At 67.1% G+C, this 15,635-nt stretch carries 14 protein-coding genes and 1 pseudogene; 5 read left to right on the top strand and 10 right to left on the bottom strand.

Translation table 11 applies throughout. From position 1 onward, the window contains the following. Positions 1 to 11: 11 nt before the first annotated feature. Both JOY29_RS02175 and JOY29_RS02170 read right to left on the bottom strand, forming a co-directional pair. Positions 12 to 1,220, bottom strand: a complete 1,209-nt coding sequence (locus JOY29_RS02175; RefSeq protein ID WP_300974568.1) for a M48 family metallopeptidase — start codon at positions 1,218 to 1,220, stop codon at positions 12 to 14. Next, entirely contained in the window at positions 1,220 to 2,008 is a 789-nt protein-coding gene (locus JOY29_RS02170; RefSeq protein WP_300974567.1) for a hypothetical protein, read from the bottom strand. The genes JOY29_RS02175 and JOY29_RS02170 overlap by 1 nt, the downstream gene beginning before the upstream one ends. Positions 2,009 to 2,248: 240 nt before the next feature. On the opposite strand from JOY29_RS02170, the gene JOY29_RS02165 reads away from it, so the two are divergent. Both JOY29_RS02165 and JOY29_RS02160 read left to right on the top strand, forming a co-directional pair. Further along, entirely contained in the window at positions 2,249 to 2,920 is a 672-nt protein-coding gene (locus tag JOY29_RS02165; protein WP_300974566.1) for a hypothetical protein, read from the top strand. A 29-nt stretch (positions 2,921 to 2,949) separates the two neighbouring features. Beyond that, positions 2,950 to 3,792: a MoxR family ATPase gene (locus JOY29_RS02160; RefSeq protein ID WP_300974565.1), complete on the top strand. Its 843-nt coding sequence runs from the start codon at positions 2,950 to 2,952 to the stop codon at positions 3,790 to 3,792. 17 nt (positions 3,793 to 3,809) lie between these two features. Here JOY29_RS02160 and JOY29_RS02155 read toward each other — a convergent pair whose 3' ends face one another. Beyond that, positions 3,810 to 5,207, bottom strand: a complete 1,398-nt coding sequence (locus tag JOY29_RS02155) for a methyl-accepting chemotaxis protein (RefSeq protein ID WP_300974564.1) — start codon at positions 5,205 to 5,207, stop codon at positions 3,810 to 3,812. Between the two features lie 230 nt (positions 5,208 to 5,437). Then, the gene (locus JOY29_RS02150; protein WP_300974563.1) at positions 5,438 to 6,682 is read right to left on the bottom strand and encodes a hypothetical protein; all 1,245 of its coding nucleotides are present in this window, start codon (positions 6,680 to 6,682) and stop codon (positions 5,438 to 5,440) included. 170 nt (positions 6,683 to 6,852) lie between these two features. On the opposite strand from JOY29_RS02150, the gene JOY29_RS02145 reads away from it, so the two are divergent. The 3 genes from JOY29_RS02145 to JOY29_RS02135 all read left to right on the top strand — a co-directional run bounded on the left by JOY29_RS02145 (position 6,853) and on the right by JOY29_RS02135 (position 11,119). Then, positions 6,853 to 7,611 carry a peroxide stress protein YaaA gene (locus JOY29_RS02145; RefSeq protein ID WP_300974562.1) on the top strand — a complete coding sequence of 253 codons (759 nt, stop codon included), beginning with the start codon at positions 6,853 to 6,855 and terminating at the stop codon, positions 7,609 to 7,611. 179 nt (positions 7,612 to 7,790) lie between these two features. Continuing rightward, positions 7,791 to 10,574: a DNA gyrase subunit A gene (gene gyrA / locus JOY29_RS02140; RefSeq protein ID WP_300974561.1), complete on the top strand. Its 2,784-nt coding sequence runs from the start codon at positions 7,791 to 7,793 to the stop codon at positions 10,572 to 10,574. 74 nt (positions 10,575 to 10,648) lie between these two features. Then, positions 10,649 to 11,119: a host attachment family protein gene (locus JOY29_RS02135; RefSeq protein ID WP_300974560.1), complete on the top strand. Its 471-nt coding sequence runs from the start codon at positions 10,649 to 10,651 to the stop codon at positions 11,117 to 11,119. 6 nt (positions 11,120 to 11,125) lie between these two features. Here JOY29_RS02135 and JOY29_RS02130 read toward each other — a convergent pair. The 6 genes and pseudogenes from JOY29_RS02130 to uvrC form a co-directional block, all read right to left on the bottom strand. Continuing rightward, positions 11,126 to 11,454, bottom strand: a pseudogene (locus JOY29_RS02130) (DUF488 family protein); the annotation flags it as partial. Next, positions 11,374 to 11,556, bottom strand: a complete 183-nt coding sequence (locus JOY29_RS14000; RefSeq protein WP_367280025.1) for a DUF488 family protein — start codon at positions 11,554 to 11,556, stop codon at positions 11,374 to 11,376. The pseudogene JOY29_RS02130 and the gene JOY29_RS14000, both read right to left, overlap by 81 nt. A 37-nt stretch (positions 11,557 to 11,593) precedes the next feature. Continuing rightward, complete coding sequence (locus JOY29_RS02125) at positions 11,594 to 12,580, bottom strand: sensor domain-containing diguanylate cyclase (protein WP_300974559.1); 987 nt, start codon at positions 12,578 to 12,580, stop codon at positions 11,594 to 11,596. A 63-nt stretch (positions 12,581 to 12,643) separates the two neighbouring features. Further along, the gene (gene apaG / locus JOY29_RS02120) at positions 12,644 to 13,045 is read right to left on the bottom strand and encodes a Co2+/Mg2+ efflux protein ApaG (RefSeq protein ID WP_300974558.1); all 402 of its coding nucleotides are present in this window, start codon (positions 13,043 to 13,045) and stop codon (positions 12,644 to 12,646) included. Positions 13,046 to 13,049: 4 nt separating this feature from the next. Further along, a complete protein-coding gene (locus JOY29_RS02115) occupies positions 13,050 to 13,661 on the bottom strand; it encodes a recombination protein O N-terminal domain-containing protein (protein ID WP_300974557.1) in 612 nt (203 codons plus the stop codon). 2 nt (positions 13,662 to 13,663) lie between these two features. Next, positions 13,664 to 15,610 carry an excinuclease ABC subunit UvrC gene (gene uvrC, locus JOY29_RS02110; RefSeq protein ID WP_300974556.1) on the bottom strand — a complete coding sequence of 649 codons (1,947 nt, stop codon included), beginning with the start codon at positions 15,608 to 15,610 and terminating at the stop codon, positions 13,664 to 13,666. Between the last annotated feature and the right edge of the window lie 25 nt (positions 15,611 to 15,635).

The following is a 15,635-nucleotide window of genomic DNA, read 5'->3' as shown; positions in this document are numbered from 1 at the left end:
GGCCACCTTCCTCAGCCCACGATCATCTGGCGAACGAACGGCGCATCGGGCGCGTTCGGTGCCATGGCGAGATAGCGCTGCAGCGCGGTGCGGCCTTCCTGGCTACGGCCCTGCTTCATCAGCATGACGCCGTGCCAGCGCCAGGCATCGGCGGGCGCATCCGGATAGGCCACCGCTCGCTCGTACCACACGGCGGCGAGCTTCTGCCGTTCGGGATGATTGCGGAGGCGGTCGATCTCGCCGCGGGTGAAGAGCAATTGCCCGTTCCAACCGTCCTTGGCGAGCGTGTCGACGATATAGGTGCTGGCGCCAGGATCGTTGAGCTTGACCTGGTCGTCGAACAGGGTCGGACGGAGCGACGACATGGCGGCCAGGTAGCGCTCGCGGCCGCGCTCGTAGGTGCGGCTGGCAAGCGTGAACTCCTCGGCCGAGGCCTTGAGGTCCTTGAGGCGCTCGCGCGGGGCGGGATGGGTGGCGAACAGGCTGAAGCCGCGGTCGACGCGCTTGTCGCGCTCCCGCGCGGACCATTCGAGCTCGGTGATGAGCTGGTCCCAGGTTTCCGACATGGACAGCGGCGAATAGCCGGCTTCTGCGATCAGCCTGAGGCCGAGCGCGTCCGATTCCGCCTCGAGCTGGCGCGAGTAGCGGAACAGGGTCAGCATGGTGCCGAGCTCGGCCAGGCGGACGAGGTCGCCGGTGTAGGTGCCGGTAGCGCCGCCCGCCAGCCCCGCGGCCATGGCGAGACCGGCGAAGATGTTGGTCTTGCGCTTCATGTCGCGCCAGGAACGGATCTGGTGCTTGAGCAGGAAGTGGCTGCTCTCGTGCGCGATGACTCCCGCCAGCTGCGCCTCGTCACGCATGCGCAAGAGGAGGCCGGAGAAGAAGACGGTGAAGCCCGTCGGGAACATCATCGCGTTGAATTCGGGTACGCGCGCGAGATAGATGCGCATGTCCTTGGCGGCCGGGCCGCCGACCTTTCCGATCAGGCCCTGCAGATAGGCGTTGAGCGCCGGATCGCGGATGAGGAGGTTGGAGCCGGCGACCTCCTCCTCGACCCGCTCCATCTGCTGCCACAAACCCTTTTCGTCCGTGTCGACCGGCCGGTAGCCGGGGCCGATCAAGGGCTTGAGGCTGGTCGGGCTGATGCGGGCGGCGGCAGGACCGGCGACGAGGGCGGCACCGGCTCCGGCAAGCATGGCGCGACGCGTGACGAGGCTCATCACTTCTTCTCCACCTTCGCCTGGGCGCGGCGGACGTCGAGGCCGGGCTTCATGCGGCCAAGCAGGCGGTCGACCAGCTGAGCCGCGCCTTCGGGCTTGCGGATGTCGCCCATCTTGATCCCGGCGACCTGCGTGCCGGCCTGGAGGACGTTGAACCAGACGACCTCGCCGGTGCGCAGATCGACGAGGCTGGCATAGGCGCTCTGCCCGCCGCCACCGATGTTGGGCGCGCAGAAGCCAACGAAACAACCCGCGATGCCGAGCACCTGCATGGCCACCCGGCCACTGTCGGCGAAGCTGTCCTCCGCATGCAGAAAGAGCGCGTAATCATAGCCGGTCGCCTGGCCGAGGCGGACGGCGTCGGACCCGAGCGTGTAATCGAGACCGCGACCGCGCTTGGTCGGCAGGTCGGCGCCCAGGAACTTGTGAAGAGCGATCGAACTACCGACCGCATTGTGGAGCCGCTCGAGCTCGGCGACGGTATCGGCGGGCACGCCCGGCAGCGAATCGCGCCGTTCGAGGATCGTCGTCCGTCCGCCGCGATTGCCCTGCTGGGCGCGAAGCGCGGCGATGAGGTTGGTGCGCGCCGCCTCGGTCCAGTCGGCACGCTGCTCGGTGAGGCCACCCGCCTTGACCGATCCGACGCTGACATCGGGACGCATGACCAGCAACTTGTAGTCGCCCTGCGGCGGGGTGAACTGGAGATCGGCAATCTGCCGCGTCTGCACGCAGCCTGACAGGCTGACGCTCAAGACACCAAGCGCCGCCACCGCCCGCAATCGCCGCATCGTCGATACCCCTCCAGAAGCTTGCCTACTGTCCGAAAGCAAAACAACTTCAGTCACTTGGCCCGCGTCCGAGCTAGGTTGCAGAAGCTTGCGCCAGGATGAACGTCATAACCCAAGTTCACCAATAGCGTCTCCCAATGTTTCCTTAAGGCCGCGCTAACCCTGTCTTTACGCCGGTTGGTATAGCTTGCTCCGTAATGAAGCCGGTTGAAGTGCCAGCTGGCGAAGAAAGGAACGGGGATGGTGCAATCGGGAGTGGCACGGCAGAATGGCTCGGCCGTGGCCGAGGCCCATGCCGCGCGGCTCGGTGCGGCCGGCAGCGCGACTCACGCCCATGCCGCCGACCTTGCCGGCACCCTTCCGCCCTATCGTGCCCGCGACCTCGACGATTTCGTCCACCTGCTGTGTGCCATCTACGGGCGCCAGCCGAGCATGCTCGAGCTGGCGCTGACCAGCGCGACCGTCGCTCCGTTGCGCAAGTGGCTGGAGAATGCTGCCAACGCCTTCGAGCGCGAGCGGCTCTACCTCGTCCGGCTGACCTCCGCCGCCGGACCGATCCCGAGCACGCCTGGAGCGGCCGAGACGGAAGCTGCCCTGCTCGCCCAGCGCCACGCGCTGGAGACGCTGGCCCGATCCGAGCGCAGCGGTTGCGCGGTCGGCGCGGCGACGGCGCTCGTCGCCGACTGGCTTGCGCTTCGCCCCCTGCTCGACCGCGCCGCAGCCCGGGTCGGGATCGACGTTCCGCCCTGCGCGCTGCCGGACGAGATGTCGGTTGCAATCGTGCTGGAGGATACCGCCATCTCTGTCGCTGCCGAGCGGGCGATCCGCTTCGGCGCCGAGCAGCTTCTGCTCCAGCACCGGGCGATGTTCGACCTGCTCGAAGCCCGCAGCGAGGCGCGCGAGGACTACTAAGGTCAGGTTCGGCCTGCTAGGCGCAGGCCATGCGCTTCGAAGGAACCTCCGACTATGTCGCGACCGACGACCTCAAGGTTGCGGTCAACGCCGCCGTTACGCTCCGGCGCCCATTGCTCGTCAAGGGCGAACCGGGCACGGGCAAGACGGTGCTCGCCCACGAGATCGCGCGGGCGCTGGATGCGCCACTGATCGAGTGGCACGTCAAGTCGACCACCCGGGCGATCCAGGGCCTTTACGAATATGATGCGGTGGCGCGGCTGCGCGACGGCCAGCTCGGCGATCCGCGTGTGCACGAGATCGCCAACTACATCCGCAAAGGCAAGCTGTGGGAGGCCTTTACCTCTCCCAGGCTACCGGTGCTGCTGATCGACGAGATCGACAAGGCCGACATCGAGTTCCCGAACGACCTCCTCCAGGAGCTCGATCGGATGGAGTTCCACGTCTACGAGACGGGCGAGACGGTGAAGGCGGCCGAGCGACCCGTGGTGGTCATCACCTCCAACAACGAGAAGGAACTGCCCGACGCCTTCCTTCGCCGCTGCTTCTTCCACTACATCGCCTTCCCCGATCGGGCGGTGATGGAGCGGATCGTCGAGGTGCATTTTCCGGGCATCCAGAAGATCCTGCTCGGCAAGGCGCTCGACCTGTTCTTCGACGTGCGCGAAGTGCCCGGAATCAAGAAAAAGCCGTCGACCAGCGAGCTGCTCGACTGGCTGAAGTTGCTGCTCCACGAGGACATGCCGCTGGACGTGCTGCAGAACCGCGATCCGACCAAGGCCATCCCGCCGCTGCACGGGGCGCTGCTCAAGAACGAGCAGGACGTGATGCTGTTCGAGCGGCTGGCGTTCATGAGCCGGCGGAAGGGCTAGCCTTCCGCCGTCCGGGCTTACTCCTCGCGGTAGGCCAGTTCGAAATTGCCCCAGCGCTTGCCGTTGACGAACAGCGGCACGAAGACGTTTTTCACCGGGAAGGCGCGGTCGCCAAGTTCCATCCGGTAGGTCATCAAGGTGGCCGGCTTGTCGCTCTCGATGGCGGCGCGGGTCTGTTCGTCCATGAAGATGCGACGATTGCGGCAGTGAGCGTCGTTCCACACCGGGTCGGGCCCCGGCGCCTGGCAGCGCTCGCTAAGGTGGGTCGGCAGGAAGCCGTCCACATTGGTGATGGCGCTGCCGAGGATCCGCGCGTCCTTGAGCTTGAAGCGGTCGAGGATCGGCCGGACATGCTCGTCCGCGAAGTCGCAGAAGCGGTTGTCGTACTGGACCGGGTTGCGGCCGGGAATGGGCGTGTAGGTACGGTCGAACACGTCGTCCATGGCGATCTCGCCGCGCGTGATGCCCTTCTCCACCGCTTCGGCGATGGCGCGCATCGCATCCTGGGCAAGGATGATCATCGGCGTGTCGTCGATTTCGGCGCCTGAGTTGGCGAGCGTATCGAGCATGGTCGCCGAAAGCATCTCGAGCTTGGAGAGGCGCTGCTGCGCCTCGACCAGGGCGCCGCCATTCTCGCGCGCATCCTCGGCGAAATCGGTGAGACTCGCCTTCACCCGGTCGACGCTCGACTGGATCAGGCTGGTCGAATGGGCGATGCCCTCGGTCTGGCGATCGACCATGCCGACGATCTCGCTCACTTCGCGAACGGTTTCGCTGATCTGGCCGAAGCCCTTCTGGGCGGCGCGGCTGCGGTCGACACCGGTCTTGATCTCGGTGGTGACGGCCCCCGCCTCGCGGGTCAGTTCGCTGATGGTGAGGCCGATCTGGCTGGTCGCCGCGCGGGTATCGTGCGCGAGCTTCTTCACCTCGGCGGCGACCACCGCGAAGCTGCGGCCGGCGTCACCGGCGCGGGCGGCCTCGATGGTGGCGTTGAGGGCCAGCATATTGGTCTTGCGGGCGATCGCCTCGATGGTCGAGGAGACGCTCTGCACCTGGTTCATGGCCGTGGCGAAGGTCGCCATGCGCTCGCCGAGCTGGACGACGAGGTCCGTCAGACCCTTGAAGCCGGCGATGGTCTGCTCGATCGCTTCGCGGCCGGCATCCAGCTTGGCCTTGGCCTGTTCGGACAGGAGGCGCGCCTCGTCGGTCGAATCCGACACGCGGGCCTGGTCGGCAAGCAGCCGGGTGGTGACTTCCTCGAGCCCGTCGAGCGTCTTCAGATGGACGCCGATGCGCTGCGAGACGTCGCTGACGTAACCGGCGACGTCCGAGCATTCGATCGACAGCGAGCCGCAGCTTCGTGCCACGGTGCGAATCGCATCCTCGGTGACCTGTTCCAACCCGGCCGTCGCCATCACCACTCCCACGCGAAAAATAACGTCCGCGGTGGATGTAGGATGAAGCTCCTACCGTTCGGTTAACCAGAGATCATGTTGCGATCTCCCCGGTGCGAAGCAGTGGGAGGTGGCAGCGCGAAGCGCTGACGGAGGGGCCTTCAGCCGAGCGGTCGGCCCCTCCACCACTGCCTTCGGCAGCGGTCCCCCTCCCCATCAGGCTTTGCGGGACAGGGAGGTCGCAGTTCAGCTCAGCTCTGGCGCTGGAGGTAGAGCAGCCACATCTGGGCGATGCCGGCCCGGGTGCCCTTGACCGCGTTGAGCGCCGTGGTGGCGCCGGCCGAGTCGCCGCTGCGGGCGAGCGCGATGCCGAGGCGAAGGTTGGCGAGGTCCGCATCGACACCCGACTTGCCGAGCGCGGCACGATAGAGTGCGGCGGCCTTGGCATAGTCGCCGTAGCTCATGAAGGCATCGCCGGTCGCGAGCGCCGGACGGGCGGTCGCGGCAGACAGCGCCGCCTTCTCACCCGCGGCGAGGCTCGCCTTGTCGGCTGTGACACGCGCCGAGGCGGCGCTGTGCATTTCCTTCCAGGCCGCCTTGTTGCGGTCGAGCTTGTTGGCCGCGAAGGCCTCGTTCAGCACGGCCTGGGCCTCGCCCGGGAGGCCGCGGGTGAGCAGCGCGTCGACATAGGGGTAATAATCGCCCTCCCCTTCGAAGCTCTGGGTCGCGCGCTGCAGGCGGAACAGGTCGATCTTGTCGGCCGCCGGCAGGTTGCTGAACTGCTCGGTGATCTTGATCGCGGTGCGCCAGTTCTTGGCATTGGGCGCGGCCTTGACCTGCCCCACGGCGAGTTCGCGCGCGACCGGCAGGCGGGCGTTGTAGGCGATGGCGAACAACTGGTCGGCGATGCCCTGGTCGAACGGCTTGCCGGCCGCCGCCCAGATCGACTGCGCCTTCTGCAGCGAGGCGACCGCCTCGGCCGGCTTCTTCTGCCGGTTGAGCACGAGGCCGCGGATGTAGTGCGCATCGCCGCTGTTCGGCAGGGCGACGACGGCCTGCTCGATCTGGGCAGCGGCCTTGGCCTGGGCGGCGGTGTCGGCCGCGCCCTTGTTGTAGTTCAGCTTGGCGGCGTTGAGCGCGAGATTGCCAAGGTCATCGCCGGTCGGAACGCCCGATTCGATCGTGCCTTCAAGCGCCGTCAGGAGCGCCGGCTCATTACCGCCGGTGGCAAGCACCGGCAGTTGCAGGCGATAAGCGAAGTAGCGATCGACATTGGTCTTGGCGACCGCGAGCGCGGCCGCGGCGAGCGCCGGCACTTCCGCGGTCCTGTTCTCCTTGACCGCCTTTTCCAGTGCCTGGAGGGCGGGACCCGCCTCCTTGGACACCTGGAGCTTGGGCGCTGCGGGAGCGGCCGGCTTCTGCTGGGCGGCGGCCATGGTCGGCACGGCGGCGGTGAACAGGAAGGCGGCAAACAGTGCCCGGGCCTTGGTCGTCATCAATCACTCCCTCAAGGTCGTCGATTATGTCCCGCGGCCCTTTAGACCGCGCGTCGATTACGTGCCAGCCTCAAGCGGATTCCCGCTGAACCTCCTTTGAACCGCGCAGGATCAACAGGTTAGGGGGCGGTATGGACGGCAGGGCCAGCCCTTTGCTAGCCGCCGCCCCCGTGATCATCCTGCTTTCGCCCGCCAAGACCCTCGATTTCACCTCTCCCGTGCCGGAAGAGGCGACCCTGCCGCGCTTTGCCCGCGAGGCGGCCAGCATCGCCCGCGCTGCGGCCAGGCTGGCGCCGGCCGACCTCGCCGCACTGATGCACATCAGCGACAATCTGGCCGAGCTCAACGCCACGCGCTTCCGCACCTTCCGCAAGGCGGAGGAAAGGCCGGCGATCCGCGCCTTTGCCGGCGACGTCTATCGCGGGTTCGACGTGAAGAGCGCCGACGAGGACACCATCGGTTACGCGCAGGATCATCTGCGGATCCTGTCCGGGCTTTATGGCGTGCTGCGGCCGCTCGACGGAATCCGGCCTTATCGCCTCGAGATGGGCACCGCGTGGAGCCCGAGCGGCGGCAAGCTGGTCGAGCATTGGGGGCGGAAAGTCGCCAGGGCCGTGCTCGACGATGTGAAGTCGGACGGCTCGGGCGTGCTGATGAACCTCGCCAGCAACGAATATTTCGCGGTGGTCCAGCCCTTCCTGCCGAAGAAGAAGGGCGTGACTCTGGTCAGCCCGGACTTCCGGGTGCGGACGGCCAAGGGCCTCCAGTTCCAGAGCTTCACCGCCAAGGTGGCGCGCGGGACGCTGGCGCGCTGGCTGTGCGAGGAACGGATCGAGGAGCTCGCCGCCCTTCCCCGCTTCGACCGCGACGGCTGGGCGTTCGATGAAGAGGGAAGCACGGCGGCGCGGCCGTTGTTCGTGAAGGGCTGAGACAACACTTCGCCCCGGCGCGGGCCGGGCCCACGGCCAGGGCGCGTTCCTCCTCCTGCGGTCCCGGACGTCGAGGCGACGAGGGCAGGCGCACGAAACCCCTCGCGCGTACACGCGCGCGCTGCTAGTCCAGCTACCGGGCGGTCCCGCCCCCGTGAAAAACACAAGCAGGTAGACAATTGGCCACTGAAGCCCCGGCGGGCAGCCCGCCTCCGACCGACGTCATCGCGCCCATCTCCATCGTCGAGGAGATGAAGACCAGCTATCTCGACTATGCGATGAGCGTCATCGTCAGCCGAGCGCTGCCGGACGTGCGCGACGGGCTGAAGCCGGTGCACCGCCGGATCCTCTATTCGGCGAGCGAGAACGGCTTCGTCTACAACCGGCCCTACCGCAAATCGGCCCGCATCGTCGGTGACGTGATCGGTAAATATCACCCGCACGGCGATACCGCCATCTACGACGCGCTGGCCCGGATGACCCAGGACTGGTCGATGCGGCTGCCGCTGATCGACGGCCAGGGCAATTTCGGCTCGATGGATCCCGATCCGCCGGCCGCGATGCGCTACACCGAAGCGCGGCTGGCCAAGGCGGCGGGCTTCCTGCTCGGCGACCTCGACAAGGACACGGTCAACTTCCAGCCCAACTATGACGCGTCCGAGCGCGAGCCGCAGGTGCTCCCGGCGCGCTTCCCCAATCTGCTGGTCAACGGCGCCGGCGGAATCGCGGTCGGCATGGCGACCAACATTCCGCCCCACAATCTGGGTGAAGTGCTCGCCGCGTGCCGGGCCTATATCGACGATCCCGCGGTCACGACCGAGCAGCTGATGGAGCATGTGAAGGGGCCGGACTTCCCGACCGGTGCGATGATCCTCGGCACGGCCGGAATCCGCTCCGCCTACACGACGGGGCGCGGTTCGGTGGTGGTCCGGTCGAAGTACAAGATCGAGGAAGGCCGCAACGACCGCAAGTCGATCGTCCTCACCGAGATTCCCTACCAGCAGGGCAAGAATGCGCTGGTCGAGAAGATCGCCGAGGCGGCCAAGGAAAAAAGGATCGAGGGTGTTTCCGACATCCGCGACGAATCCAACCGCGAGGGCGTGCGGGTCGTCATCGACCTGAAGCGCGACGCCACGCCGGATGTGGTGCTGAACCAGCTGTGGCGGCATACGCCGGCGCAAGGGTCCTTCCCGTGCAACATGCTGGCGATCCGCAACGGCCGTCCAGAGACGCTGACGCTGCGCGACATCATCGAGAGCTTCGTCAAGTTCCGCGAGGAGGTCATCACCCGCCGCTCGAAATACGAGCTGCTGAAGGCGCGGGAACGGGCCCACATCCTGCTCGGCCTGGTGGTCGCGGTGACCAACCTCGACGAGGTGGTGCGCCTGATCCGCGGCTCCGCCTCGCCCGCCGAGGCACGCGAGAAGCTGCTTGCGCGCGACTGGGACGGGGCGGAGATCCGGCCCTACATCATGCTGGTCGAAGCGGTCGAACCGCAGGCGGCGGGCGCGACCTACCGCCTGAGCGAGGAGCAGGTGCGGGCGATCCTCGAGCTTCGCCTCCACCGGCTGACCGCGCTCGGCCGCGACGAAATCGGAAGCGATCTCGAGAAGCTTGCCGCGACGATCGGCGAGCTGCTGGAGATCCTCGGCAACCGGGTGCGCCTCTACCAGTTGATGCGCGACGAGTTCGACGAGGTGGACCGGGAGTTCACCTCTCCGCGCAAGACCGAGCTTGCGGCGGCGTTCGACGGGATCGACGACGAGGACCTGATCGAGCGCGAGGACATGGTCGTGACCGTGACCATGACCGGCTACATCAAGCGCACGGCGCTGGCCGTGTTCCGCGAGCAGAAGCGCGGCGGCAAGGGCCGGTCGGGCATCGCCACCAAGGATGAGGATGCGGTCACCAACCTGTTCGTGACCTCGACCCACAATCCGGTGCTGTTCTTCTCCAACCTTGGCCGGGTCTATCGAATGAAGGTCTGGCGGCTGCCCGAGGGCGGGCCGACCGCCAAGGGGCGGCCGATGATCAACCTCCTCCCCCTGCAGGCCGGCGAGGTGATCACCACCGTGCTTCCGCTTCCGGAGGACGAGGAAAGCTGGGGCGCGCTCCACCTGATGTTCGCGACGGCGCACGGAACGGTGCGGCGCAACAGCATGGATGCGTTCAAGAACATTCCGACCGCCGGCAAGATCGCGATGAAGTTCGGGGTCGCCGACGAGGGCGAGGAAGATGACCAGACCGACCGGCTGATCGGCGTCGCGCTGCTCAGCGAGGAGGACGACGTCCTGCTCGCGACGCGCAACGGCAAGGCGATCCGCTTCATGTCGACCGACGTGCGCGAGTTCCAGTCGCGCTCCTCGACCGGCGTTCGGGGCGTCCGCCTGCTCGGCGACGACCAGGTCATCTCCATGTCGATCCTGCGCCGTGCCGGCACCACGCAGGAGGAGCGCGAGGCCTATCTGCGCTGCCCGCCGTGGCGTGAGCGCGAAGGCATGGAGTGCACGCTTCCGCCCGAGCGGATAGCCGAGATGACCGAGCGGGAGCAGTTCATCCTCACCGTCACCGAGAACGGCTTCGGCAAGCGCACCAGCGCCTACGAATATCGCCGGACCAATCGCGGCGGCCAGGGCATCACCAATATCGACACCAGCGAGCGCAACGGCGGCGTGGTGGCGAGCTTCCCGGTCAAGACGGGCGAGCAGATCATGCTTGCGACCGACCAGGGCAAGATGATCCGCACCACCGTGGGTTCGATCCGAATCGCCGGGCGCAACACGCAGGGCGTGATGATCTTCCGGGTCGATTCCAGCGAACATGTCGTCTCCGTCGCCCGCATCGACGAGGAGGACGAGGCGGAGATCGAGACGTCGACCGACGGCGAGACCGCGATCGACGACGGGGCCTCGACCGGCGAGCAGGAGCTCGACAAGCCGGTCGATCCGGGCGTCAGCGAGTAGGATGGGGCGGGGAGCGGCAGGCAACCCTCCCCTTCCCTGCCCGTTCTTCCTCCATAGACTAGGAGGAGTCCTCAATGCCCATTCCGAACAATGCGCTGGTGCTGGTGGTCGACGGCCGCAAGATGCTGTTCTTCCGCAATCAGGGTGACGCAAGTCAGATCGACCTGCGCACCGAGGCGCATGAGGAGCGCGACGACGCCAATCATGACGGCGACCTCAAGACCGATGGTCCCGGCACATCGCACAGCAGCGTCGGCCCGGGCCGGTCTTCGATGGAAGAAACCGACTTCAAGCAGCAGGACGAGGACAACTGGGTCAAGGAAGCGGCGGAAAAGCTGCGGCTCCGCGCGCTCAGGGGTAACTTCGAGCATCTTTGCATCGTCGCACCGCCCAAGGCGCTCGGAGTCCTTCGCAAGGCGCTTCACAAGGAAGTCGAGAAGCGCGTCGTCTGCACCATCAACAAGGAGATGAGCGGGCGGCCGATCCCGGACATCGAGGCGCTGATCGTGTCGGAAACGAAGGCGAGCGAGCCCGCCGACGTCTGAGCCTCGTCATGCGAACAGATGCCTGACCTCGACGTCGGGCAACACCTCGCGGATCAGCATGGAGCGGTGGCAGCCCGCCGGTTCCCGCTCGTAGCAGAGCAGGGCGGAGGGCTGCTCCTCCACCAGTTGGCGGAGCTGTGCGGCGGCGGCGATGGCTTCGGGAAGCTCGAGCTGCCCGGCGTAGATGCGCTCCAGCTCCGCCAGTCGGCCCTTTCGCGCCGCCTCACGGCCGGACGCGGGCGTGCCGAGCGCCTTCAGGTGCACATAGCCGATCCCTTCCTCAGCCAGGGCATTGGGAGCGGTGTCTTGGAGAAGCCGGGCCGACGTGAGAGCGGCAGGGCGCGCACGTCGATCACCTGCGCGACCCCGGCCTGCTTCAAGGCGGCGAGAAAGTCGCCCGTCGTGGTCGCCTCATAGCCGATGGTAAAGAGCTGCATGGCAGCGACATGGGTCGCCGCTGCCGCGAGGCAAGGGTCAGGCGGCGGCGCTCAGGGCCGGGGCTGCCGACACGCAGCGGTTCCGCCCTTCCCGCTTGGCGACGTAGAGAGCGGCATCGGCCTGGGCGAGCGCTGCATCGATCCGCTCGCCCTGGTTCACCGCAGCAAGGCCGATGCTGACCGTGACCTTTGGACAGTCGGGGTCGACCCGATCCTCGATCGCACGACGAATGCGTTCGGCGCAGTGCAGTGCCTCCGCCTTGGTGGTGGCGTAGAAGAGGATGGCGAACTCCTCTCCCCCAAGCCGGCCGAACAGGTCGGCGGACCGGAGTTGCGCGCCGATCAGCTGGGAGATGCCCTTCAGGACCTTGTCACCGATCGGATGACCTTGGGTGTCGTTGACCACCTTGAAATGGTCCACGTCGAGTACCGCCACGGTCGCCGAGCGCTTCTCCGCCAGCAATTGCTTGAGCGCAGCTTCGGCGCCTTCGAAGAAAGCGCGCCGGGTCAGGGCGCCGGTGAGCGAGTCGCGGTGGGCGAGGCTCCTCAGCTCCATCTGGTCGACGACCACCTTGGCGAAGCGCTCCAGCAGGGCGATGTCGCCTGGGGTGAAGTCATGGCGCCGACGGTGAATGGCGCAGAGTGCGCCGAGATTGAAGCCGTCGGGCGTCTGCAGCGGCGCTCCGGCATAGGCGCGGATCGACAGGTCGCCGGTTACCAGCGGATTGTTGGCGAAACGCTCGTCGTCGTGGGCATCAGGGACGACGAGCGGCTCGCGCCCGCGGATGGTGTGATCGCAGAAGGCGACCTCGCGGCTGGTGCTCTCGACGTCGAGACCCTGGATCGACTTGAACCGCTGCTCGTCGCTGTCGATCAGCGAAATGGCGCAAATCGGCACCCCGAGCAGATCCCGGACGAGGCCGGTGATCGTGTCGAAATTGGGTTCGTGCATGCTGTCGAGCGCGCAGTAGCGATGAAGCGCCAGGAGTCGCCCGGCTTCGTCGGTGAGCTTGGGATCGGACATGCCCTCACCTTGCGGCGCACGCGGTTAGCCGAAAATGAAGTATTGATCGGCTTCGGAGATAAGTCAGACCGGCCCGACCAGCGGAAAGGTCGGGACGGCGATCTCGAAACTGGCGCCATTCTCGTCGATCATGCGGTAGCTGCCGCTCATGCTGCCGGTGGCGGTCGGAAGCGGGCAGCCGCTGACGTAGTCGTACGAGGCACCGGGGGCGATCAGCGGCATCTCGCCGACCACGCCCTCTCCTCTCACCTCATGAACGGCGCCGCGACCGTCGGTGATGGTCCAGGCGCGAGCGAGCAGCTGCACGCTTCGAACCCCATGATTCTCGATGCGGATATGGTAGGACCAGAACCATCGGCCGTTGGCCGGCGCCGACTGTTCGGCAAGGAAGCTCACCGCCACCCGCACCGTCAGATCGTCGGTGGTCGCCTCGAATGGAAAGAGGGTGGCGAGGACGGAGCTCATCGGCTCACGCTACCAGCCCGACGGCCCGGCGCAAGCGGCCGGTCAACCGCTCACGCGCATCCCAGGCCGGGTCACCCGGCCGCTGGAGAAGATCGCGCCGGATCCGGCGACCGGTGAGGTCGAGCCCGGCGGGCCAGTCCTCCATTGCCGTTCGTTCCATGCTGTGGTCGAGGCCAAAGCCGAGTTCGGCGAGGAGCAGGAGTTCAAAGGCGAGGAGAGCCGGACCCCAGCCCTTGGCCGACGGCGCTGCGGCAATGGCGTCGAGCAGTCCGTCCAGCCCCTGGTAGAGCGCCGGATAGGGCGACCGCTCGGGCAGCACCTCGGCGACGAGCGTGGTGGCCCAGAGAATGCCGGCGGCGGGCAGCGGCTCGGTCATCAGCGGCGCGCGACTGCGGGTGAGCTCGACCTCGGCTTGTGGAAGCTGGGCCTCGGTCCGGGCGGCGAGCCGGGCCTCGACCACATTGCCAGCGAGCAGCACCGGCCGCATTCGCCGTCCCCGCGCGCCGCGAACATAGGCGGCAACCAGGCCGTGGACGGGCGTCAGCATGCGCACCACCGCGCCGGTCTCGCCGTGGATGCGGAGGGAGAGGATGATGGCCGAGGTGGTGAGCCGCATCCTCAGCCACCCGGATGGAAATAATCGTAGACCTGCCGGGCCGTCGCCCTGCTGATGCCGGGCGCCTTCTCGAGGTCCTCGAGCGCCGCGCCCTTGACCGCGCGGGCGGTGCCGAAGTGCATGAGCAAGGCGCGCTTGCGGGTGGGACCGATGCCGGGAACTTCGTCGAGGGTCGACGTGGTGAGGTTCTTCGCCCGCTTCGCCCGGTGGGTACCGATGGCGAAGCGGTGCGCCTCGTCGCGCAGGCGCTGAAGGTAGAAGAGCAGGGGCGCGTTGACCGGGAAGGTCAGCTCGCGGCCGTTCGGCAGGTGGAACACCTCCCTGCCCTCGCGGCCATGATGCGGGCCCTTGGCGACGCCGACGACCGGAACGTCATGAACTCCGGCATCCTCCATGATCTCCAGCACGGCGTTCAACTGCCCGCGCCCGCCGTCGATGAGGATGAGGTCGGGCCATTCGCCGCTGGAGCGGTCGGGATCGTCCTTCTCGAGCCGGTTGAAGCGGCGCTCCAGCACTTCCTTCATCATCGCGAAATCGTCGTCGGTGGCGGCCTTCTTGATGTTGAACTTGCGGTAGCTGTTCTTGGCGAAGCCCTGCGGGCCGGCGACGATCATCGCGCCGGTCGCGGCGGTGCCCATGATGTGGCTGTTGTCATAGACTTCGATGCGCTTGGGCATGTCGGGCAGCTCGAAAGCATCGGCGAGTTCGCGCAGCAGCTTTGTCTGGGTCGTGCTCTCGGCGTGGTGGCGGTCGAGCGCCTCGACGGCGTTGCGGCTGGCCTGCTCGATCAGCTTCCTGCGGTCGCCGCGCTGGGGCCGTTCGATCAGCACCTTGCGCCCCGCCTTCTCGGACAGGGCCTCGGCGACCAGCTCGGTCTCGGCCACGTCGCGGTCGACGAGGATCCGGCGGGGTGGCGGCATGTCCTCGTAGAACTGGATAAGGAAGGAACTCAGCACCTCCTCCTCCGGCACGTCGGCGGTGTGCGACGGGAAGAAGGCGCGGTGGCCCCAGTTCTGCCCGCCGCGGATGAAGAAGGCCTGGATGCACATCGACCCGCCCTTGGCGGCGAGCGCGAAGATGTCGGCATCGCCCAGCCCCTCGGCATGGACGGTCTGCGTGCCCTGGATGTAAGTCAGGGCGCGGAGGCGGTCGCGGTAGACGGCGGCGAGCTCATAGTCCTGGCGTTCGGCCGCCTCGGCCATCTGCTTGCTGAGCCGCCCCTGCACACCGGTCGACTTTCCGGCGAGGAAGTTCTTCGCATCCTCGACCAGCTCGGCATAGGCATCGGGCTCGATGCGGCCGACGCAGGGCCCCGAGCAGCGGCGGATCTGGTAGAGCAGGCAGGGTCGCGAGCGGTTGTTGAAAAAGCCATCACTGCAGGACCTTAGCAGGAAGAGCTTCTGAAGCGCGTTAAGTGTGCGAGTGACTGAACCGGCGCTTGCGAAGGGTCCGAAATACTGCCCCTTGGCCCGGCGCGCGCCACGATGCTTCTGGACCCGCGGATAGGCATGGTCCTCCCGCAGCAGGATGAAGGGGAAGCTTTTGTCGTCGCGCAGAAGGACATTGTAGGGCGGGCGGAAGCGCTTGATCAGCTGCGCTTCCAGGAGCAGCGCCTCGGCTTCGGTGTGGGTGGTGACGATGGTCATCGAGCGCGTCTGCGCGACCATCCGCTGCAGCCGCTTCGACAGGCGCGACACCTGCGTGTAGTTGGTGACCCGGTTCTTCAGCGCCCGCGCCTTGCCGACGTAAAGCACCTCGCCGCGGCTGTCCTGCATGCGATAGACGCCAGGGCGGACCGGCAGGGTCTTCACGACGTTGCGGATGGCGGCGACGCCCGCCTCGAGGTCCGGCGCCTCCCCGCCCCCGGAGACGGTGAAGGTCGCTGCGTCCTCGTTGAAGCGGTCGGTCGCGCTCGGGTGGTCCGGACGGTCGGCCGGGGTTCGATTCATGAGGAGCGATGTAGGAGCAAGCGGC

The sequence above is a fragment of the Sphingomonas sp. LHG3406-1 genome (genome assembly GCF_029637485.1).
GTDB lineage: Bacteria > Pseudomonadota > Alphaproteobacteria > Sphingomonadales > Sphingomonadaceae > Sphingomicrobium.
The sequence above is the reverse complement of the archived record's forward strand: the minus strand, read 5'-3'. Positions and strand labels throughout refer to the sequence as shown.